Annotated in this window: 16 protein-coding genes and 1 pseudogene; 7 read left to right on the top strand and 10 right to left on the bottom strand. The window is 66.9% G+C overall.

Going from position 1 to position 21289, the window contains the following annotated elements:
• The first annotated feature begins 81 nt into the window (after positions 1-81).
• On the top strand, positions 82-948 hold the full coding sequence (locus ABLE94_RS14890; RefSeq protein WP_348809128.1) for a CDP-diacylglycerol diphosphatase: 867 nt from the start codon (positions 82-84) through the stop codon (positions 946-948).
• Positions 949-1139: 191 nt separating this feature from the next.
• On the opposite strand, the gene tuf is transcribed toward ABLE94_RS14890, so the two are convergent.
• The 7 genes from tuf to ABLE94_RS14855 form a co-directional block, all read right to left on the bottom strand.
• Positions 1140-2330: an elongation factor Tu gene (gene tuf / locus ABLE94_RS14885; protein ID WP_348805621.1), complete on the bottom strand. Its 1191-nt coding sequence runs from the start codon at positions 2328-2330 to the stop codon at positions 1140-1142.
• Positions 2331-2453: 123 nt separating this feature from the next.
• Positions 2454-4559: an elongation factor G gene (gene fusA / locus ABLE94_RS14880; RefSeq protein ID WP_348805622.1), complete on the bottom strand. Its 2106-nt coding sequence runs from the start codon at positions 4557-4559 to the stop codon at positions 2454-2456.
• Positions 4560-4647: 88 nt separating this feature from the next.
• Complete coding sequence (gene rpsG, locus ABLE94_RS14875; RefSeq protein WP_348805623.1) at positions 4648-5118, bottom strand: 30S ribosomal protein S7; 471 nt, start codon at positions 5116-5118, stop codon at positions 4648-4650.
• A gap of 6 nt (positions 5119-5124) precedes the next feature.
• Positions 5125-5496, bottom strand: a complete 372-nt coding sequence (gene rpsL / locus ABLE94_RS14870) for a 30S ribosomal protein S12 (RefSeq protein ID WP_348805624.1) — start codon at positions 5494-5496, stop codon at positions 5125-5127.
• A 476-nt stretch (positions 5497-5972) separates the two neighbouring features.
• Positions 5973-6557 (bottom strand): hypothetical protein, encoded by a 585-nt coding sequence (locus ABLE94_RS14865; RefSeq protein WP_348809127.1) that lies wholly within the window; start codon positions 6555-6557, stop codon positions 5973-5975.
• A 70-nt stretch (positions 6558-6627) separates the two neighbouring features.
• On the bottom strand, positions 6628-8502 hold the full coding sequence (locus ABLE94_RS14860) for a pyruvate kinase (protein ID WP_348809126.1): 1875 nt from the start codon (positions 8500-8502) through the stop codon (positions 6628-6630).
• Between the two features lie 93 nt (positions 8503-8595).
• On the bottom strand, positions 8596-9477 hold the full coding sequence (locus ABLE94_RS14855; protein ID WP_348805629.1) for an exodeoxyribonuclease III: 882 nt from the start codon (positions 9475-9477) through the stop codon (positions 8596-8598).
• A gap of 153 nt (positions 9478-9630) precedes the next feature.
• Between ABLE94_RS14855 and ABLE94_RS14850 the strand changes: the two genes are divergently transcribed.
• From ABLE94_RS14850 to ABLE94_RS14840, 3 genes are read left to right on the top strand one after another with little or no spacing between them, the layout of a single operon-like run.
• On the top strand, positions 9631-11430 hold the full coding sequence (locus ABLE94_RS14850) for a serine/threonine-protein kinase (protein WP_348805630.1): 1800 nt from the start codon (positions 9631-9633) through the stop codon (positions 11428-11430).
• A gap of 42 nt (positions 11431-11472) precedes the next feature.
• Positions 11473-12084 carry a Pr6Pr family membrane protein gene (locus ABLE94_RS14845; RefSeq protein WP_348809125.1) on the top strand — a complete coding sequence of 204 codons (612 nt, stop codon included), beginning with the start codon at positions 11473-11475 and terminating at the stop codon, positions 12082-12084.
• A 57-nt stretch (positions 12085-12141) separates the two neighbouring features.
• Entirely contained in the window at positions 12142-12663 is a 522-nt protein-coding gene (locus ABLE94_RS14840; RefSeq protein WP_348809124.1) for an Rv2253 family sensor-like surface protein, read from the top strand.
• An 8-nt stretch (positions 12664-12671) separates the two neighbouring features.
• Here the strand turns inward: ABLE94_RS14840 and ABLE94_RS14835 are convergent, their stop codons facing one another.
• Positions 12672-13706, bottom strand: coding sequence for a linear amide C-N hydrolase (locus tag ABLE94_RS14835; RefSeq protein WP_348805633.1), 1035 nt, complete (start codon positions 13704-13706; stop codon positions 12672-12674).
• Positions 13707-13900: 194 nt separating this feature from the next.
• Here ABLE94_RS14835 and ABLE94_RS14830 point away from each other — a divergent pair.
• Positions 13901-15514, top strand: a pseudogene (locus tag ABLE94_RS14830) (sigma-54-dependent Fis family transcriptional regulator); the annotation flags it as partial.
• A 45-nt stretch (positions 15515-15559) separates the two neighbouring features.
• Here ABLE94_RS14830 and ABLE94_RS14825 read toward each other — a convergent pair.
• Entirely contained in the window at positions 15560-16666 is a 1107-nt protein-coding gene (locus ABLE94_RS14825; RefSeq protein ID WP_348809123.1) for an HPP family protein, read from the bottom strand.
• Between the two features lie 252 nt (positions 16667-16918).
• Between ABLE94_RS14825 and ABLE94_RS14820 the strand changes: the two genes are divergently transcribed.
• The gene (locus tag ABLE94_RS14820) at positions 16919-18412 is read left to right on the top strand and encodes an aldehyde dehydrogenase family protein (RefSeq protein ID WP_348805635.1); all 1494 of its coding nucleotides are present in this window, start codon (positions 16919-16921) and stop codon (positions 18410-18412) included.
• Positions 18413-18446: 34 nt separating this feature from the next.
• Entirely contained in the window at positions 18447-19565 is a 1119-nt protein-coding gene (locus ABLE94_RS14815; RefSeq protein ID WP_348805636.1) for an NDMA-dependent alcohol dehydrogenase, read from the top strand.
• A 112-nt stretch (positions 19566-19677) separates the two neighbouring features.
• Here the strand turns inward: ABLE94_RS14815 and ABLE94_RS14810 are convergent, their stop codons facing one another.
• Entirely contained in the window at positions 19678-20724 is a 1047-nt protein-coding gene (locus tag ABLE94_RS14810) for a YdcF family protein (RefSeq protein ID WP_348805637.1), read from the bottom strand.
• Between the last annotated feature and the right edge of the window lie 565 nt (positions 20725-21289).

Here is a 21289-nt window from a genome sequence, read left to right as displayed (position 1 = left end):
CGCAACCCGCCACCGCGACGGTGGCACACTATCGGCTCAGACGAGCACGCCGGTGGCTCATCGGCGAGAGGGCCGAGCAGCATGGACAACACATCCCACAACCAGCCACGCGGCGTCAGCCGGCGGACCTTTCTGACGACATCGGCGGCCATCGGCATCGGGGCCGTGGCCGGCACCGGCGCCGCCGGCATCGCGTGGGGTGCCCCGCCGGCCGGGTGCGGAGACCCCAACGACTCGGTGGCGAGCACCGGCAGAAGCGAATTCTGGTTGTGGGATCAGGTGAAGGGACGCACCCCCGGTAATGCCGGCAGCAACGACTACGTCCGGCAGATCTCGTCGACTCCCAACCGGTACTACGCAATTCGCCATGGCGGGGACAATCCGCATTCCAACACCGACCTGCTGTTGATCCCGACCAACCGCATCTCCGGGATCGAATGCAGCTACCTGCTGCATTCACCGCCCAACTGGTGGGCCGCCGCATGGCGCGAGGCGGTGGCCAATGTCCCGGCGAAGCCGTCGTCGCCGATCGCGCTGGGCGTCAACTCCAAGGACAAACGCGGTCAGGACCAGCTCCACATCCATCTGGCGCAGGTCAACTACCCGACATTCCAGGATCTTCGGCAGATCCAGCCGGTCACCAAGATCAGCGACTGGATGAGTCCGCAGGCCAACGTCAAACTGCGGATCAACGACCGGCACAAGACACCGCTGCGCAAGGACGCATGGTTCCGCGTCGTCAAGTACACCGGCGCGCTACCCAACCTGTTCTACGAGCTCAACAAGGTCCTCCCGACCACCGAGAGCATGGAGCATCAGGTGGTCGGTGCCGTGTGGTCGGGTGTCGGCCAGACCTACTATCTGATCAACAGCACGGCCAAGACCTCGAAGGGCAACGGCACCGGCCTGCTGGATCTGATCTACAACTGGCCGGCCAACAAGCCCTGAGCCGACCGGCCGGGCAAGAGCCCGGCACCAGACACGGTTTCCCGCGCAACCATTCGCTTCCCGCGTACTCATCTCGTTGCGCGGGAAGGGATTGAGTGCGCGGGAACGTCGCGGTAGAAATCACGCACAGCAAAAAGCGCCCCAACCACTTTCGTGGTTGGGGCGCCCTTTCGACTCAGTGAGTCAGACGATCACTTGGTGATCTTGGTGACTCGACCCGCACCGACGGTGCGGCCACCCTCGCGGATGGCGAAACGCAGGCCCTCGTCCATGGCGACCGGCTGGATGAGCTTGACGCTCATCTCGGTGTTGTCGCCCGGCATGACCATTTCGGTGCCCTCGGGGAGGGTCACGACGCCGGTCACGTCGGTGGTACGGAAGTAGAACTGCGGACGGTAGTTGTTGAAGAACGGGGTGTGACGGCCGCCCTCGTCCTTGGACAGGATGTAGGCCTGTCCCTCGAACTCGGTGTGCGGGGTCGTGGTGCCCGGCTTCACGATGACCTGGCCACGCTCGACGTCCTCACGCTTGAGGCCGCGGAGCAGCAGACCGGCGTTGTCGCCCGCCTGAGCCGAATCGAGGAGCTTGTGGAACATCTCGATACCGGTGACGGTGGTCTTCTGCGACTTCTCGCGGATGCCGACGATCTCGACTTCCTCGTTCACGTTGACCTCGCCGCGCTCCACACGACCGGTGACCACGGTGCCGCGGCCGGTGATGGTGAAGACGTCCTCGACGGGCATCAGGAACGGCTTGTCGGTCTCGCGGACCGGATCCGGGATCGACTCGTCGACCGCGTCCATGAGCTCTTCGACGGACTTGACCCACTCCGGGTCACCCTCGAGAGCCTTCAGTGCCGAGACCTTGACGACCGGGGCTTCCTCGTCGAACTCCTGGGCGGCCAGCAGTTCGCGGACCTCCATCTCGACGAGTTCGATGATCTCTTCGTCGTCGACCATGTCGGCCTTGTTCAGGGCGACCAGGATGTAGGGCACACCGACCTGGCGGGCCAGCAGCACGTGCTCACGAGTCTGCGGCATCGGACCGTCGGTGGCGGCGACCACGAGAATCGCGCCGTCCATCTGAGCCGCACCGGTGATCATGTTCTTGATGTAGTCCGCGTGACCCGGGGCGTCGACGTGAGCGTAGTGACGCTTCTCGGTCTCGTACTCCACGTGCGAGATGTTGATCGTGATACCACGAGCCTTCTCTTCGGGAGCCTTGTCGATCTGATCGAACGCGAAGCTCTTGTTGAGCTCCGGGAACTTGTCGTGCAGGACCTTGGTGATCGCCGCGGTCAGGGTGGTCTTGCCGTGGTCGACGTGACCGATGGTGCCGATGTTCACGTGCGGCTTGGTCCGCTCGAACTTCGCCTTCGCCACTTGATTGTCCTCCTGGACTTGTTGCCTGCTGGGCGGATCCCAGCAGGGGATTTTTCTTTGGTTTTCTCGCCCGCCCCGCCGAAAGGCCAGGGAGTGCGTCGTGAAAGCCCTTGGGCGAGTGAATTACTCGCCGGTGGCCTTCGCGATGATTTCCTTCGACACGTTCGCCGGAACCTCGGCGTAGGAGTCGAACACCATGGAGTAGTTTGCCCGGCCCTGGGTCCGCGACCGGAGGTCGCCGATGTAGCCGAACATCTCCGACAGCGGAACCTGCGCCTTGACGACACGGGCACCACTGCGCTCCTCCATGGCCTGGATCTGGCCACGGCGGGAGTTCAGGTCGCCGATCACGTCACCCATGTAATCCTCGGGCGTCGTGACCTCGACGGCCATGATCGGTTCCAGGATCACCGGGTTCGCGATCTTGGCAGCCTCCTTGAGAGCCTGCGCACCGGCGATCTTGAAGGCCATTTCCGACGAGTCGACGTCGTGGTACTGACCGTCGAGCAGCGTCACCTTGAGGTTCACCAGCGGATAGCCGGCGAGCACGCCGTACTGCATGGCGTCCTGCGCACCGGCATCCACCGACGGGATGTACTCGCGCGGGACGCGACCACCGGTCACGGCGTTCTCGAACTCGTAGGTCGCACCGTCCTCGGCGTCCACCAGGGGCTCGAGCTTGATGATGACCTTCGCGAACTGGCCGGAACCACCGGTCTGCTTCTTGTGGGTGTACTCGTGCTTCTCGACCGGACGACGGATCGTCTCACGGTAGGCCACCTGGGGCTTGCCCACGTTGGCCTCCACCTTGAACTCCCGCTTCATGCGGTCGACAAGGATGTCGAGGTGCAGCTCGCCCATACCGCCGATGACGGTCTGGCCGGTCTCCTCGTCCAGCTTCACCGAGAACGTCGGATCCTCTTCGGCGAGCTTCTGGATCGCGGTGCCGAGCTTCTCCTGGTCGGACTTGGTCTTCGGCTCGATGGAGACGTTGATGACCGGGTCCGGGAAGCTCATCGACTCGAGCACGATCGGCGCGCTCGGATCGCACAGGGTGTCACCGGTGGTGGTGTCCTTGAGCCCGATCATCGCGTAGATGTGTCCGGCCCAGGCCTCGTCGACCGGGTTCTCCTTGTTGGCATGCATCTGGAAGAGCTTGCCGATGCGTTCCTTCTTGCCCTTGGTGGCGTTGAGCACCTGGGTGCCCGCGCTGATGTGACCGGAGTACACACGCACGAAGGTCAGCTTGCCGAAGAACGGGTGAGCGGCGATCTTGAACGCCAGAGCCGAGAACGGCTCATCCGCGCTGGGCTTGCGGGAGAGGATCTCCTCCTCGTTGCCCACCGCGTGACCCTCGACGCTCGGCACGTCCAGCGGGGACGGCAGGTAGTCGATGATCGCGTCCAGCATCGGCTGCACGCCCTTGTTCTTGAAGGCCGAACCGCAGATGACCGGGTAGAACTCACGCGCGATGGTGAGCTTGCGGATGGCGCCCTTGATCTCCTCGGCGGAGAGTTCCTCGCCACCGAAGTACTTCTCCAGCAGCGCCTCATCGCTCTCGGCGACGGTCTCGAGCAGCTTCTCGCGGTACTCGGCGGCCTGATCGACCAGATCCGCCGGGATCTCCTCGATGGTCGGGGCAGCGCCGATCTCGACGGTGCCACGCCAGGTGATCGCCTTCTGCTCGATCAGGTCGACGACGCCGTCGAAGTTGTCCTCGGCGCCGATCGGCAGCTGCAGAACCAGCGGCTTGGCACCGAGACGATCCTCGATCGTCTTGACCGTGAAGAAGAAGTCCGCGCCCAGCTTGTCCATCTTGTTGACGAAGCAGATACGCGGGACGTCGTACTTCTCGGCCTGCCGCCACACCTGCTCGGACTGGGGCTCGACGCCCTCCTTGCCGTCGAACACGGCAACGGCACCGTCGAGCACGCGCAGGCTGCGCTCCACCTCGACGGTGAAGTCGACGTGGCCGGGGGTGTCGATGATGTTGATCTGGTTCTTGTTCCAGAAACAGGTCACCGCAGCGGAGGTGATGGTGATACCCCGCTCCTTCTCCTGCTCCATCCAGTCGGTGGTCGAGGCACCGTCGTGGGTTTCACCGATCTTGTAGTTGACACCGGTGTAGTAGAGGATTCGCTCGGTCGCGGTGGTCTTACCGGCATCGATGTGGGCCATGATGCCGATGTTGCGGACCTTCTTCAGGTCGCTGAGCACTTCCTGTGCCACTTGGTTTCCCTTCGGGAATTGCTGTTGAGACTTGCGGGCTTACGCCGCGCGTGATCGTGGTGGTTCCGCGATCACGCGCAGCGGGGGGTCACCAGCGGTAGTGCGCGAACGCCCGGTTGGCCTCGGCCATCTTGTGGGTGTCCTCGCGGCGCTTCACCGAGGCGCCGAGACCGTTGGAGGCGTCGAGCAACTCGTTGGCGAGACGCTCGACCATGGTCTTCTCGCGACGCTGCCGACTGAAGGTCACCAGCCAGCGCAGCGCCAGGGTGTTGGCGCGGCCGGGCTTGACCTCGACCGGCACCTGGTAGGTGGCGCCACCGACGCGGCGGCTCTTGACCTCGAGGGTCGGCTTGACGTTGTCGAGGGCACGCTTGAGGGTGATGACCGGATCGGTGCCGGTCTTGTCGCGGGCCTGCTCGAGGGCACCGTAGACGATGCGCTCGGCGGTCGACTTCTTGCCGTCCAGCAGGATCTTGTTGACCAGCTGGGTGACCAGCGGCGATCCGTAGACGGGGTCGTTGATCAGGGGACGCTTGGGTGCGGGGCCTTTACGTGGCATGACTTATCAGTTCCCCTTCTTTGCGCCGTAGCGGCTGCGGGCCTGCTTGCGGTCCTTGACACCCTGGGTGTCCAGCGAGCCGCGGATGATGCGGTAACGCACACCCGGCAGGTCCTTCACACGGCCTCCACGCACGAGCACCATCGAGTGCTCCTGCAGGTTGTGACCCTCACCCGGGATGTACGCGGTGACCTCGACGGCACTCGTCAGGCGCACACGGGCGACCTTACGGAGAGCGGAGTTCGGCTTCTTCGGGGTGGTGGTGTAGACGCGGGTGCACACGCCGCGACGCTGCGGGCTCCCCTTGAGGGCTGCGGTCTTCTTCTTCGCAGCCTTGTCATGACGGCCCTTGCGGACCAGCTGATTGATTGTTGGCACTGAGCTCAGTTCTTCCTTTGTCGGCACATCCGGCCGCGACAAGCGCGGTCGGCTTCATTTCGTTGTCGTCGTGGTTGGTGCTCCGGGCAAGTCCCCGAAACCGGCCGAAACCAGGTTTTCGACGACCTCCACAACTCGCCCCACCAAGGCTTTCGCCCTGGTCAGTACAGTTATCGCTACCCCGAGGTCGGGCGTGTCAGACACCCGACAGCGGTCTCGCTTGTCAGCCCGGTGACCCCATCACATGGTGGGAGTACCCATGGGACACGCTGTCCGACATCACCGTCACGGCTCCGTCGGCAGGGCACACGGACTGGCCCGACGTACGCCAGGCACCGACGATCCACTCTACCGATCGGGTTTGCACAGGTCAAAAATCGGATCCGGGGAACCAACCGGGAGAGAACCCGAGATGATCGGCAGGTGATCTGTTGACCACACACAACGTCGTCGGGGCCCGCGGCAATCCCGCATGATCAATGCCCGATCAGCGTCTTGAGCAGCACGATCACGGCGGCCACCACGGCGGCGATGAGCCCGGCGCCCACCACGCGGGCGTCGAGCTGATTACCCCGCACCCGCTCGGTGACGATCGGGACCGACGCGATGCGCGCCACCACGATCGCCCCGGCGATCAGTTGGGCCGCCTCGGTGGGAATGAACTCGTGATAGCCGAGGGTGAGCGCGATCGCCGGCCACACCGCCGAGGACATGATCGGCACCGCGTCGCGCAGTTCGTCGACGGCCAGCCCGCGAACCTGTTCCCGGCTCAACTCGCCGCCGTGTTCCTCCTCGTGCGCCTCCGGGACGTTCGCGTGCGCCAGCAGATCGGCGAAGACGTGCGCGATGTAGGTGGTCACGCCGGTCCCGAGGACGATCAGCGGAGCGTGCCCCTCGTCGATGGTCGATGACGAGGCGAGCACCACCGCGGCCAACACCAGGATGTTGCCGTAGACGTAGGCCGACAGCCGCGACGCCGCTCGTCGCGGTAACAGCGGCCCTCCCCGACGTTCGGTCAGGACGCCGTACCACGCGGGCACGGGCCGTTGTCTGTTCGGCATAGTTGGCAATGGTGACACGCCGCGGGAACCACGGCGCTGCGCACCGATACTTTCGCGATCGAGGCCGGGTTCAGTCGACCCGCGGCGCCCACGCCGACATCCGCCTGAGCAGCGGTCGCTTCTTGTCGATGTGACGGGTCATCCGGGACAGAATCCGGTCCAGCGACCCGATCGCCTCGACGATGTGCGGCCCCTTGTTGAGCATCACGCATTCGGCCCGATTGCCGGTGGCGGCGTCGGTGATCTCGGCGCGGGTGGGCAATCCGGTGTCGGCGAGATGATCGAGCACCTCGGTGGCCCAGATGACCGGCACATGCGCCGCCTCACACAACCAGAGGATCTCCTCCTGCACCTCGGCGAGCCGCTCGAAACCGGCCTCCACGGCCAGGTCGCCGCGCGCGATCATCACGCCCACCCGCCGGGTGCGCAGCAGTTGCAGCAGCACCGACGGCAGGGCCTTGACGCACGCCATCGTCTCGATCTTGACCACGAGGCCGAGATCGTCGGCGTCGAGCTCGGCCAGATGCGTCTGCATGTCGGCGACGTCGTCGGCGCTGCGCACGAAGGACAGGTTCACCAGGTCGGCGATGTCGACGACGGTGGTCAGCGCGTCGAGATCGTCGGCGGTCAGGGCGGTGGTCGGCAGCTCGGTGTCGGGCAGGTTGATTCCCTTGGCCTCGCGCAGTTTGGTCCCACTCAGTCCGGCACGCGTCACCTCGACGACGATCTCGGCGGCCTCCCCCGGCGCCGAGGCACCCGAGATCGACGAGACACCCGAGATCGACGAGACGAGGCCGCCGATCTTGCCGTCGTCGAAAAAGATCCGATCCCCCTCGCGCACCGACGCGAACACCTCCGGCAAGGTGCAGCCGAGCCGGTGGTGTCCGTCGTCGGTGGGCGTCACCGGCGTCAGATCGGCGGTCAGGGTGATGGTGTCGCCGGCGAAGACCCGCAGGGCCTGCGGCGCCGCGGGCAACGCCCCGATCTGCGTCGTCGGTCCGTCGCCGGACCACAGTCTCAGTCCCGGGGTCAGGTACATGGTGCGATCGGTGCCCAGCAGCACGCCGCTCGAGGTGATCTCCAGGACCCGCAGCACCCGGCGCCGGCCGCGGGCGTCGATGAGTCGCACCTCGTCATCGACCGACCGCGCCGCCAGCCAGGCCGGATCACCGATCGGGACCGCGTCACGTACCTCCGACCGGATGGGCGCGTCGCCGACCCACACCCGGGCCGGCACCAGGACCTCGCCCAGCAGATTGCGCGTCGGACGCACCTTGAGCACCTGCGGTCCCGCGGCGATGGGCCCGGTGCGCAGCTTGGGTCCGGCCAGGTCCATCGCCACCCGGATGTCGGCGCGCGCGGCGCGCACGTGGGCGGCCATCGACCGCCAGGCGGCCGGGTCGTCGTGGGCGCAGTTGATGCGGGCCAGGTCCATTCCGGCGGCCGCGCACCGCGCCGCGATGTCGACGTCGGCCGCGGCCTCCGACGGCATCGTCACCATGATGCGCGTCGGACGACGGGCCGGCGACGGGCCGAGCAGGGTCACCGCGTTCTCGGCGAGCGGATGACCTTCGCCCGGCTCGGGATCGCCGGCGGCCGGGCCCGAATCGCCCAGCGCGTCGTCGAGGATGCGGATGATCGCGTCGAGATTCCGCAGCACTCCGGCTTCCATCCGCCCCAGCGACGACAGGCCCTGGGCCGACAGGTCCAACTGCAGATCGCGCAGATCGTGGGCCCGCAGCGCGCAGTAGTGCACGATGTTGGCCGCACTCTCCCGATGGGACGGATGCACCGCCGAGATCGATTCGGCGGCAGCCACTTCGGCGGCTTTCGCGTCGTGGTGAAGCGCGGTGAGCCGATCGCGCAGCCGGGCCAACTCGCGCCGCCGCGCCCCGCCATCGGAAACGACGTCCGGCGTCGTGTCGCTGCCCTCACGCACTGTCATGCCGCGAGGGTACTGACCAGCGGAGAACCCGGCCATCCGGCGACGATGAACTCTTGGTGCGACCGCGTCGACGATGGCCCGTTCCGGCGATCGTCAGTCCTTCGACTGCGGCAACTTCACCTTCGACGCGCCCCGCTTGGCCGGATTCGACGGCGGCGGCACCATCGGACCGATGTCGCCGTCGGGTGCGTCGTCGAGATCGACGATGACCGGCGCGTGGTCGCTGGGTTTGGTGCCCTTGCGGGCCGCGCGGTCGACCCAGGCCGCCGCGACCCGGCCGGAGGTGTCGGCGCCGGCGAGGATGAGGTCGATCCGCATGCCGAGGTCCTTGTGGAACATCCCGGCGCGGTAATCCCAGTAGCTGAAGACGCGGTCGTGCGGCCAGCGCGCGCGGATCACGTCGGTGAGGCCGACCGCCTCGAGATCGGCCAGCGCCGACCGCTCCGGCACGGTGACGTGGGTGTGGCCCTCATACGCCCGGGGGTCGTAGACGTCGGCGTCGGCGGGCGCGATGTTGATGTCGCCGCACAGCATCGATCCGGCCGCCTCCGGGCCGACGACGGCACGCAGCCTGGCCAGCCATGCGAGCTTGTAGTGGTAGTGATCGGAATCGGGTTCGCGGCCGTTGGGCACGTAGAGGGAGTAGATGCGCACCCCCCCGCAGACCGCCGACACCGCACGGGCCTCGGGCGCCGAGCCGGGATCCGGGTAGCCGGGGGCACCGTCGAAACCGCGTCGCACGTCCTCGAGACCGACCCGCGACAGGATCGCCACGCCGTTCCACTGCCCCTGCCCGACGTGCGCGAATTCGTAACCGCGATCGGTGAATTCGGGTCCGAGGACGGTATCGAAGACGTCGTCAGAGAGCTTCGTCTCCTGCAGGCACACCACGTCGGGTGCGCGTTCGTCGAGCCACGGCAGCAGCCGCGGGATCCGTTGCTTGACCGAGTTCACGTTCCAGGTGGCCACACGCATGCGCACCACGGTAGTAGAGCGTGTCGACCGGGCCGTTTCCGGAGCGGTGTCAAACAGATGAATGTCGATGGCATCGCCATCGGCGATGTGCCATGGTTGGCCAGACGCCACCAACACCGACGCCACCATCACCGAACAGCCAGGGGCGTGGCCATGACACTGCGGGCCGGATCGACCTTCGCCGGATACACCGTCATCTCCACCTTGGGTGCGGGCGGAATGGGGCAGGTGTACCTCGTCGAACACCCGCATCTGCTGCGCCGGCAGGCCCTCAAGGTGATCTCGCTGGCCGGAGCCGGCAACGAGGAATTCGCCCGCCGATTCACCAACGAGGCCCGCACCACCGCGACACTCGAACATCCGGCCATCATCACCATCCACGATTTCGGCATCGCCGAGGACACCCCGTGGTTCTCGATGAGCTACATCGACGGCGACGATCTGACCACCGCTGATCTGACCCCACCGGAGGTCGGCGAGGTGGTCACCCGGGTGGCCGACGCCCTGGACTACGCACACGGTCACGGGGTGGTCCACCGCGACATCAAACCCGCCAACATCATGCTCACCCGCACCGCCGACGGCGTCATCGACCGGGTCGTCGTCCTCGACTTCGGCATCGCGAAACTGGCGAATTCGCCGGGAACCTCACTGACCGCGTCGAATGCGGTGGTGGGCACGCTGTCCTATTGCGCGCCGGAGATCATCGAGGGCGCTCCCGCCACCGACCGCTCCGACCAGTACTCCCTCGCGTGCACCGCCTACCAACTCCTCACCGGGACACCACCATTCACGGCCGGATCGATTCCGGCGCTGATGCTCGCCCATGTGAGCCAACCCATTCCACGCATCGCCGACACACATCCGGAACTCGCCGCCTTCGACCAGGTGTTCGCCACGGCGCTGGCCAAGGACCCCGCCGGCCGCTATCCCGACTGCCGAACTCTCGCCGACGAATTCACCTCGGTGCTCGCCGTTCCCGACCCGCAGACCGCGGCGACGGCACTGGCACCCACCCCACCGACGGACCCGGTCATGCCGGCGAATCGGTCACGCACACAACCGATCCCGGGCCCGTACCGGTCCCGTGCGCCGCGGCACCCGGAGTCCTTCCCGGTCACCGACGCGGCCGGGTTCGCCGCCGGTCGTCCGTCAACCCCCGACCCCACCCGGCGTGCGGCGGACCGCCCACCGCGACCTCCGGTGCGCCCGCCCTGGCCGGTGACTCCCATTCCGCCGCAACGCACCACACGCGCCTTCGGCACCGGTCCGGGGTCGGGTCCCTCGCAGGCCTACAGCGCCCTGACCGACGCACGCCGCGACCCGGCGCACGCCCACACCGTCGCCGCGTCGAGCAACCCGAGCGCTCCGACACCCGCCGTCCCCGATGCACCGGCCCCGACCACCCCGTCATCGGCGGGCTCTTCGGTCGCCGCGATCGTATTCGCCGCGATCGTCGCGCTGGCCGGTGTGGCGATGATCGTCGCGAGTCGGCTCGTGTGGGTGAGCGTCGCCTTCACCGACCAGGCCGGGCTACGCCGCAGCTACGCGATCTCCGGACACGGCGCGGCGACCGTCGGCGACAGCGCGGGCAACCTCGACGAGCTGGCCACCGCCAACTACGCCGCACCCGGCATGATCACCGCCATCTGCGGGGCAGCACTGGTCGTGACCGCGGTGATGATCTGCGTGCGGCCGATCTCCCTGTTCGGCTCCATCGCGAGCGTGGTCGTCGCAGCGGTGGCGGGCTTCGTCACCGCACGGGCGGTCGGCGACCCGTGGGCCGCGGTCGCCTCGACCGATCCGGACATCGCGCCGTATTCGCAGTGGCTGGACACCACAACCGTCGGACCCGGACTGTGGATCGTCGGCGGCGCGGCCGGTGTCGCGGCCCTCGCGGCGATTGCGGCCGGGGTGATGCGGCGCTCGGCGCGGCACGGCGCGCGACGCTGAGGCGACGCGGATCCCGCCCTCACCCATGGCAGGATCGACGCCATGTCCCGTGTCTCCGAGCAACTCTGGTGGGTTCGTCTGCTCCGTCTGGCCGCGGCCGGACTCGGCGCCGCCGCGCTCATCATCCTGCCGGTCCAGCAGGCCGACGTGCCCGGTTTCAGTCTCGCCAACTACTTCAGTTACTTCACGGTGCTGTCGAATGTCGCGGCCGTGATCGTGCTGGCCGTCGGCGCCCTGGCCGCCCCGGATTCCGCTGCATGGCAATGGATTCGCGGTGCGGTCACCACCGCGATGGTCATCACCGGGATCGTCTACGCCCTCTTGTTGTCCGACATCGACGTCAACCTCGACATCGACTGGATCAACGACGTCCTGCACCGCCTGCTACCGGTACTTCTCCTCGTCGACTGGGCGGTGATCCGGCCGCGTCGCCTCCCCGATCACAGTTGGTGGACGTGGCTGCTCGTTCCCCTCGTCTACGGCGTGTACACACTGACCCGCGGGCCCTTCGTCGACTGGTATCCGTATCCGTTCATCGACCCGCGTACGCAGGGCTACCTGTCGATGACGCTGTCGATGGTGATCGTGTTCGTGGGCATGGCCGGGTTGTCGTTCGCGGTGTTCTGGTTGGGCACCCGGCGTTCCCCCTGGTGACGGCACAACCCGTCACAATATCGAGTATTGCGGTTCATAAAGTGTGATACTCATCACATGTCCATTTCGATTCGGTCTCACCGCGGCGCGCTTTCGCTCCTCGTCGCCATCGCCACCGCAGCGCTCCTCGCCCTCGCGGTGCCGCCCCCGGCCGCCGACGCCGCCACACCGAACTGGACCGGCACCTGGAAGATCACCTCGCTGGCGTCCGGCAAGACGGGAACCAGCCTCGCGGCCCGCCAGGCCGAACCCGACTTCTCGGCGACCTACACGTTGTCGACGTCATGCTCGTGGTTCGGGTGCACCGCGAAGGTGACCAGCGGACCGGCATCGTCGAATCCGACGGTGCCCTGGCCGCCGTCGTACCGGTGGACCGGCTCCCGCTGGCAACGCGACTTCTCCTGGCAGTGGGACTGCTACCAGCCCGGTGCCGCCAAGGTGTGGAAGCCCGCACGCTCGACGCAATACTTCACCCCGCAATCGGCCACCAGCATGACCGGCCGCTGGACGACGACCATCAGCGGCGGACCATGCAACGGGACCGTCGCCTGGAACATGACCGCCGTGAGGGTCAGCTGACCGGGAACTCAGTGCACGGTGTGCACGTAGTCCGAGGTGTCGATGGCATCAAACGTAGGGCTGGTCACCGAGGTATCGAGCTTCTTGGACGTGATGGCCAGGCCCTCCCCGGTCTGGACGAACACGGTCCGCTCGGCGAGGTCGTACCCGGCCCAGTACCGCGAGTAGTCGCTCCACGAGTTGATGTCGCCCTTGTGCTCGAGTCCGGGCGGAATGATCACGGTGCGGAAGGCGGCGTACAGCTGGGAGATTCCCTTCTCCCGCCCGAACGGCTTGAGGTAGGCGGAGAGGTTCAGGGCGCGCACCATCCGCGACGGTGACGTGTAATCGCCGGGCAGACCGAACATCCCGAAGCCGGTACCACCTTCGATGGGCTGCAGTTCGTAGCCGTTGGGCAGTTTCGTGGCGGTCGAGGGGTCGAGGTTCGACAGGCCGAGGTAGTTGCGGACGTTGACCAGGTGCCAGTCGTATTCGGGACTGTTGGTCATGACGCCCGCGTAGTCGTAGATCTTCAACGCTCCGTCGTCGACCGGCTCGAGCACGATCCCGTCGCCGGTGGTGTCGACGAAGCTGAAGTGCAACGGGAAGGTGATCTTCTGACCGAAGGCCTCGAACGGCTGGTCGAGGAGCGCGAACTTCGCGTAGTCCTCCCGGATCTCCGCCACGCTGGCGTACTGGGAGAGGATGAAGCTGACGAATTCCTCACCGAGGACGCCGGTCTGGCCGCGCGCCGCGATGTCGTCGGCCGACGCCTTCGTGCACTCCATCAGGACCTGGAGGTCACCGGCCAGTCCCTTCTCGTTGATGCCGTCGAAGAGGACGGTCGTGCCTTTGACACCCGTCCCCATGGTGGCGTACTTGCTGGTCCACGACGTCAGTGGGCTCTGCATCTCGGTGTTGGCCGGGAACGTCGAGATCGTGACCAGGTTGTCGAGTTCGGCGGGCATCCCGGCCGGCGTCCCGAACATCGGAATGTCCAGATCCATCGTCCGCCCGAAGAAGATGTCCCCGTTCGTGGCGGTGACCCTGATTCCTGTGCACATCCGCGTGCTCCCATCGTCGTTCTGCTTGGCATCTCGTGTCCGGCCGAGCGGACGCCGGATTCGATTACACACCGGATGCCGGGTCGCGCCGTGCGGCTCACCGGGAACTGGGCACAGGTTCGTGACATGTCGGCACAAGAACGGCCTCGGCTCCGTGTGCAGACTTTCGCCGACCACCGGATCTGTGCCATCGTGTGACCATCGACACACCCACCGGATTCACGCACGCCCCACGACGTCAGGTCATCGCCGCATCGTGGCGCCGTTCGGCCATGTCCGGGATCCGTCCCGACAACGATGCACTGCCCGCCCCGGTCGACATCTCCTCGGCCGATCCGCTGCTCGACGCGGCCCGACCGGTCCTCGACGAGGCCGCGGGACGGATCGCCGGTAGCGAGATGTCGCTGTTGCTCGTCGACCACGAGTGCCGGATGATCTCCCGGGTCACCGCCGGCTCGACGATCGAGCGGGTGCTCGACGATGCCGGTGCGGCCCACGGGGTGCCGTTCGCCGAATCATCGGTCGGCACCACCGCACTCGGCACCCCCGCCGAGATCCGCCGCGGCGTGATGATCAACGGCTCCGAGCACTATCTGGAGAAGTTCAAACGGCTCAGCTGTTTCGGTCAGCCGATCATCCATCCGGCGACCCGACGCCTCGTCGGCAGCCTGTGCATGACCGAGGTCAACGAGAAGGCCAACCCGCTCGCCGTTCCATTCGTGACCGGCATCGTCGCCGATATCGCCGACCGCCTGCTGGACCGGTCCCGCGCCCATCAGCGCCGGGTGCTCGATGCATTTCAGCGCGCCGCCCCGCGCCGCGACATCGCCGTCGCGGCCCTCGGCGACGACCTGCAACTCACCAACACCCTTGCCGCCGAGCTACTCTCGGCCGCCGACATCGGCGCGTTGCGGGCGGTTCTGGCGGATCCGGCGCTGCACGAGACGAGCCTGTCGCTGACGTTGAGCGCCGGTACCGCCGTCGACATCCTGGTCGAACCGGTGCCCGGAACCCGCGGCGCGGCCCTGTTCTTCCTGCGGCCGCATCTCGCCGGTGACGCGCCCACCCGGGTCACGCACACCCGCCCGCACACGAGCGGCGCCGTCGCGGTCACCGGGGAACCCGGCACGGGGCGCAGCACCGAGGCGGTCGCGGTGGCAACCGAACTCGGCGGCGGTTCGTCCGCACCGGTCGTCGTCGATATCGCCGAGTCGCTCATCGAGGGGGCGGCACCCGATGTCACGGTTCTGCTGGCCCGCGCACGAGAACGTCGGACCGCGCTGGTCATCGATGGTGCAGAGTTGCTCGATGACCGCTCGTTGTCGCTGCTACGCCACGCCGTCGGGCGGGCACTCACGCCGATCGTCGTCGTGGCCGGGCCCGCCTCGCAGATCGGCGCGGGTGCGGCGGCATTGCTCGGCCAATGTCCACGACGGATCGAGCTGCCACCGCTGCGGCAACGCACCGCCGAACTCGGCTCCCTCGCGTCGGGGATGGTCACCGATCTCGCGCCGGGGACCACACTGTCCAGCGCCGCCACCGACGCGCTGCTGTGCCAGGAGTGGCCCGGCAACCTGACCGAACTGGTGACCGTTCTCGGCGAGGCGGTGGCCGCCTGCCACGCCCGGTCGGCACGCACCGTCGAACTCAACGACCTGCCGCGGGGATACCGAACCATCAGTCGCGCTTCCCATCTGGCCGGATTGGAACAGGCCGAACGCCAGGCGATCATCGCGGCACTGGAGCGGTGTGAGCACAACAAGGTCAGGGCGGCAAAGGAACTCGGGATCAGCCGCACCACCCTCTACGCCCGGATGCGCTCCCTCGGGATCTGGGCGCGCCCCGGTGCTCGCCTACCCGTTGCCGATCGCCTGGCGGGCGAGCACCGAGATCAGATCGGTCTGGGTCACGATGCCGACGATCTCGTCACCGTCGACGACGGGCACCGCATCCGCCCCGTGATCGGACAACTGCGGCAGCAGCGCGGCGATCGGCGTGTCGGCGGTGACCACCGGCAGGTGAGTCGTCATGACGTCGGCGGCGGTGACGAGGCCACCGCGTCGGCGCGGGGGCAACGCTGATCCGGTCCGGCGCGGGTCGAGACCGACGGATTCGATGAGGTCGATCTGGAAGACGACGCCGGCGAAGGTGCCGTCTGCGCGCACCACCGGCAGCGAGGTGAACCGGTGCGTGCGGAACAGTTCGGCGAGTTCGGAGTGCGGCGACTCCGGTGCGACGGTCACCAGGTCGCGCGACATCACGTCGGCAGCGTGCACGGGTTCGGCGAGATGCCCGGCGGCCCGCTGTTCGGCCGCCCCGACGAGTCGGGCCAGATCGGCGACGCTGAGGTTCAACGACTGCTGGTAGCGCTCGAGGATCTCGGTGAGATCGCCTTCGTCGAGGCCGACGCGTTCGTCGGATTCGTGGACCGGATCGAACTGGCGGAACGGATAGGGGCGGCCGGTCAGCCGGCCGTAGACCGCGGCGACCACCACCAGCAGTCCACAGCCGAGAGCCACCGGCGCCAGGGCGAATTCGTATCCGATCTGGTGGATCGTGTCCGGCGCCAGGGCCGCACTCATCGCCACCGCCCCGGCCGGCGGATGGACCGCGCGGCACACGATCATCACCGCGATGGCCAGGCCCACCGCCAGCGCCACCCTCGGCACCACCGGGTCGATCAGCAGGGTGATCGCCACCCCGACCAGCGCCGACAGGGAGCTGCCCACCACCGTCGGCCACGGTTGCGCGAGCGGGCTGTTCGGTGCCGCGAAGACCAGCACGGTCGTCGCACCGAAGGGTGCGATCAGAAAGAACCCGAGTGTCGGGGAGACGCCGGAGGTCACCAGTACGGCGCCGACGACGGTGAGGCCGAGCACGGCGCCGACACCGGCTCGCAGTGCCTCCCGCACCGATCCGGCCGTACTGGCGGGCCCCAATCCGCGCAGCACGCGATTCATGAATCGCTCATCCCGTCGAGTCGTTCGGGACATGAGATCTCCTCGCGTGTGCGGTTCGGGGCTGTCTCACGCTAACGAGGCGGCCATCGGCGGCCGCACGGGAGGTGTCGGCGACGGGGATCGACCGACGTGCTGTTCACCCGGGGTGTTCAGTTTCTGCACACGCCGACGGACTCATGCGATGGCAGAAATAGAAGCGGGTCCGCATCTATGACCCAGATCACTGATCGTCCGCTTCGAGCAGGAGGCCACATGACCGCCGTCGCCACCGAACTTCTCCCCCGCGTTCGGGATTTCATCTCCACCGACCGTCAGATGCTGATCGGGGGTGAGTGGGTGTGGGCCGAGTCGGGGCAGACCTTCGAGACGATCGATCCGGCCAACGGCCGCACCATCACCTCGGTCGCCCACGGCGGACCCGCGGACGTCGACCGTGCGGTCCGCGCGGCGCGCGAGGCGTTCGACGGACCGTGGTCGCGGATGAAGCCCAACGAACGCGAGCGGCTGCTGTGGCGCGTCGGTGACATCCTCACCGAACGGGCCGCGGAGTTCGGTCAGCTCGAGGCCCTCGACAACGGCAAGGCCGCGACCATCGCCACCGCCGTCGACACCGCCTGGTCGGCCGACATCTTCCGCTACAACGCCGGTCTGGCCACCAAGATCACCGGTTCCACCGTCGACGTGTCGATGCCCTTCGTGCCCGGCGGCGAGTTCCACGCGTACACCCTGCGTGAGCCGGTCGGCGTGTGCGGCCTGATCGTGCCGTGGAACTTCCCGTTGTTGATGGCCGCGTTCAAGCTGGCTCCGGCGCTCGCCGCGGGCAACACCGTCATCCTCAAGCCGGCCGAGCAGACCCCGCTCACGGCACTGCTGCTCGGCGAGGTCTTCCAGGAGGCCGGATTCCCGCCCGGGGTCGTCAACATCGTGACCGGATTCGGCGACGCCGGCGCGGCGCTGTCGGCGCACGACGACGTCGACAAGATCGCCTTCACCGGATCGACCGAGGTCGGCAAGAAGATCGTCGACGCCGCCAAGGGCAACCTCAAGAAGGTGTCGCTGGAACTCGGCGGCAAGAGCCCCAACATCGTCTTCGCCGACGCCGACTTCGAGAAGGCCGTCGCCGGATCGGTGGCCGCCTGGATGTTCAACCACGGGCAGTGCTGTGTGGCCGGCACCCGGCTGTTCGTCGAACGCCCCATCTTCGACGACTTCACCGCCGCCGTCGCCGAGGCCGCCTCGCAGGCGAAGATCGGACCCGGACTCGACCCGTCCACCGAACTCGGCCCGCTGGTCAGCCAGGAACAGTTCGACCGCGTATCCGGCTACCTCTCGGCCGGCCTGGCCGACGGCGCCCGCGCCCTGACCGGCGGAAAGCGTTGGGGCGATGAGGGTTTCTTCATCGAACCGACCGTCTTCGTCGACGTCGAACCCCACTTCTCGATCGTCGAGGAGGAGATCTTCGGTCCGGTCGTCGCGGCGATGCCGTTCGACGCCGACACCGGTGTGGCCGCCGCGGCCAACGACTCGATCTACGGTCTGGCCGCGGGTATCTGGACCCAGGACCTGTCGAAGGCCCACAAGACGGCACGGCAGATCAAGGCCGGCTCGGTGTGGGTCAACCAGTACAACGGCTTCGACACCGCGATGCCGTTCGGCGGCTACAAGCAGTCCGGGTGGGGACGCGAACTCGGCTCGTCCGCGATCGACCTCTACACCCAGACAAAAGCCGTCAACATCGCACTCTGACAACCCCTTTCACCCTCCAACGAAGGAGTCATCCATGACGCTCACCACCAAGGCCGCCGTCCTCACCGGACCCGGCAAGCCGTTCGAACTCGTCGAACTCGATCTCGACGAACCCCGCGAAGGCGAGGTCCTGATCAAGTACACCGCGGCCGGTCTCTGCCATTCCGACCTGCACCTCACCGACGGTGACCTCCCGCCGCGCTATCCCATCGTCGGCGGACATGAGGGCTCCGGCATCATCGAGGCCATCGGACCCGGCGTCACCAAGGTCAAGGTCGGCGATCACGTCGTCTGCAGCTTCATCCCGAACTGCGGCACCTGCCGATACTGCTCGACCGGCCGCCAGAACCTCTGCGACATGGGCGCCACCATCCTGGAAGGTTCAATGCCCGACGGCTCGTTCCGATTCCATTCCGGTGGAGATGATTTCGGCGCGATGTGCATGCTCGGCACATTCTCCGAGCGGGCCACCATCAGCCAGCATTCGGTGGTGAAGGTCGACGACTGGCTGCCGCTGGACAAGGCCGTGCTGGTCGGTTGCGGCGTGCCGTCCGGTTGGGGCACCTCGGTCTACGCCGGCGGCGTGCGCGCCGGTGACACCGTGGTGATCTACGGCATCGGCGGACTCGGTATCAACGCCGTGCAGGGTGCGGTATCGGCAGGCGCCAAGTACGTCGTGGTCGTCGATCCGGTTGCCCTCAAGCGGGATACCGCGATCAAGTTCGGCGCCACGCACGCCTTCGCCGACGCCGACGAGGCCGCCGCGAAGGTCAACGAACTCACCTGGGGTCAGGGTGCCGATCAGGCCTTGATTCTCGTCGGCACCGTCGACGAGCAGGTCGTGCAGAGCGCGACCGCGGTGGTCGGCAAGGGCGGCACCGTCGTCATCACCGGCCTCGCCGACCCGACGAAGCTCACCGTGCACGTTTCGGGAACCGACCTCACGCTGAACCAGAAGACCATCAAGGGCTCGCTGTTCGGCTCGGCCAACCCGCAGTACGACATCGTCAAACTGCTGCGCCTCTACGACGCCGGACAGCTCAAGCTCGATGAACTGATCACCCAGACCTACACGCTCGACCAGGTCAACGAGGGCTATCAGGATCTCCGCGACGGCAAGAACATTCGCGGCGTCATCATCCACGACAGCTGATCGACCCCAGACCCGGCCCGGGTACGACGCGCCGCCCCGCCGTCGTACCCGGGCCGTTCCATGCGCACGTTGACAGCGCCCGGTTGCTCGTTGACAGCGCCCGACTTTCCGTTCAGGCGATCAGACCAACGAGCACGAGCACCAACGGAATCGAGAGGAGCACCAGGGCACCCGCGGTCACCCACCGGTGATCACGCAGGATCGCAACGTACTCGCGGATCTCGGCATTCGGCATGAAGTAGGGTGCCGTCGGTGCGCCGGTGCCGAAACCACGAATACCGGCCTCTCTCATCATGGTGGCCGCACGGAACACGTGGTAGTCGTTCGTCACCACCGCAGCGGTTCCACGAATGTCGTTGCCGACCAGCATCTGTGCCGAGAATCGCAGATTCTCTGCGGTATCGGTCGAACGGTCCTCGCTGAGCAGCCTGTCGGCAGGCATACCCCGCTCGGCCAGGTACTCCGTCATCGCCGACGCCTCGGAGCGCGCCTCATCCGATCCACGTCCACCCGAACTGACGATGACGGGGTCGGCACCCAGCTCGCGTGAGCGCCGCGCCACCTCGAGCGCGCGGTCCAGTCGCGCACCCAGCAGTGGACCGACGGTGGTGCCGTTCTTCAGTCCGGCACCCAGGACCACGATGGCGTCCACCGACTCCCGCCGCGCACGGATCGCACCCCACCGTACGTAGAGATACGACCAGCCCACGACGATGGCGAACACGAAGCCGAGGTAGCCGGCCGGTAAGGCAAGGGCCAGCAGGATCAGCAGAATCGTGTTGCTCGAGGAAGAGTCACTCCATCCGGCGATGACGCCGACGACGACCGATACGGCGTAGCCGACCAGAACAGTCCCCAGAGCAGCCGACAGCGACATCGTCACGCCGAAACCCTCGCGACCGATCAGCCGAACTCCGTTGACGATCAACGCAAGACCGAGCGCGGCGACAGCGAGCAACGCCACCATCCCGGCACCGAGCAGAAACCACGCAGCCGTCAGAGTCGACGTTCCTGAGATGAGGTCAAGACTCACGTCCGCCACCAGGACCGCCATACCAGACGCCAAGAACACCGCGGGCAGCAGTCGACGGGGTTCGCGCCACGCGAGAAGGCCGCCGATCACCAGCAGAAGAACACACACCACAGCAAGGACATCCACGTCGACCAGTGTGCCAGCACCCACTCCTTCCCCGAACGCGCTCGGCCCGCCACCCACTGCGCCCGGGGCCGTGGACAGCGCCTCGCGCTCTGTGACAGCGCCCGACCGCGCGTTGACAGCGCCTGGTATCTCACTGACAGCGCTCAGATTACGGTTGAGGCGGCCCCAACCCGCCAGTCGAACCGACCCCAACCCGCCGGTCGAGGGACCTCATCCCGCCGGTCGAACCGACCCCAATCCGCCGGTCGAGCCGACCCGGAGCGATAGCGGAGGGTCGAGTCGAGACCTCGCAACATGACGCTGGAACCCCCACCACCACAACACCTCCCACGAAACTCGCCGCCCCATACCACACCCCACCGACAAGAAAATCCCGCCGACAACAAGTCATCCACAGACCAAACGTTATGCACAGCAACAGGATTCAGAAAACTAACCCTTGCGCCGACCGCCAACGAGGCGTATTGTGGTGTACATGACATCGGGGGAACTTGACATCACCATCGACTTGTTGTCGGAACTCGACTTCACCACCGGCAGCCTCACCCACGAGGATGCAAAAAGT

The sequence above is a fragment of the Gordonia sp. VNK1 genome, from assembly GCF_040049135.1.
Lineage (GTDB): Bacteria > Actinomycetota > Actinomycetes > Mycobacteriales > Mycobacteriaceae > Gordonia > Gordonia oleivorans.
Note: the sequence above shows the minus strand (reverse complement) of the source record. Positions and strands in the feature narration are given on the sequence as shown.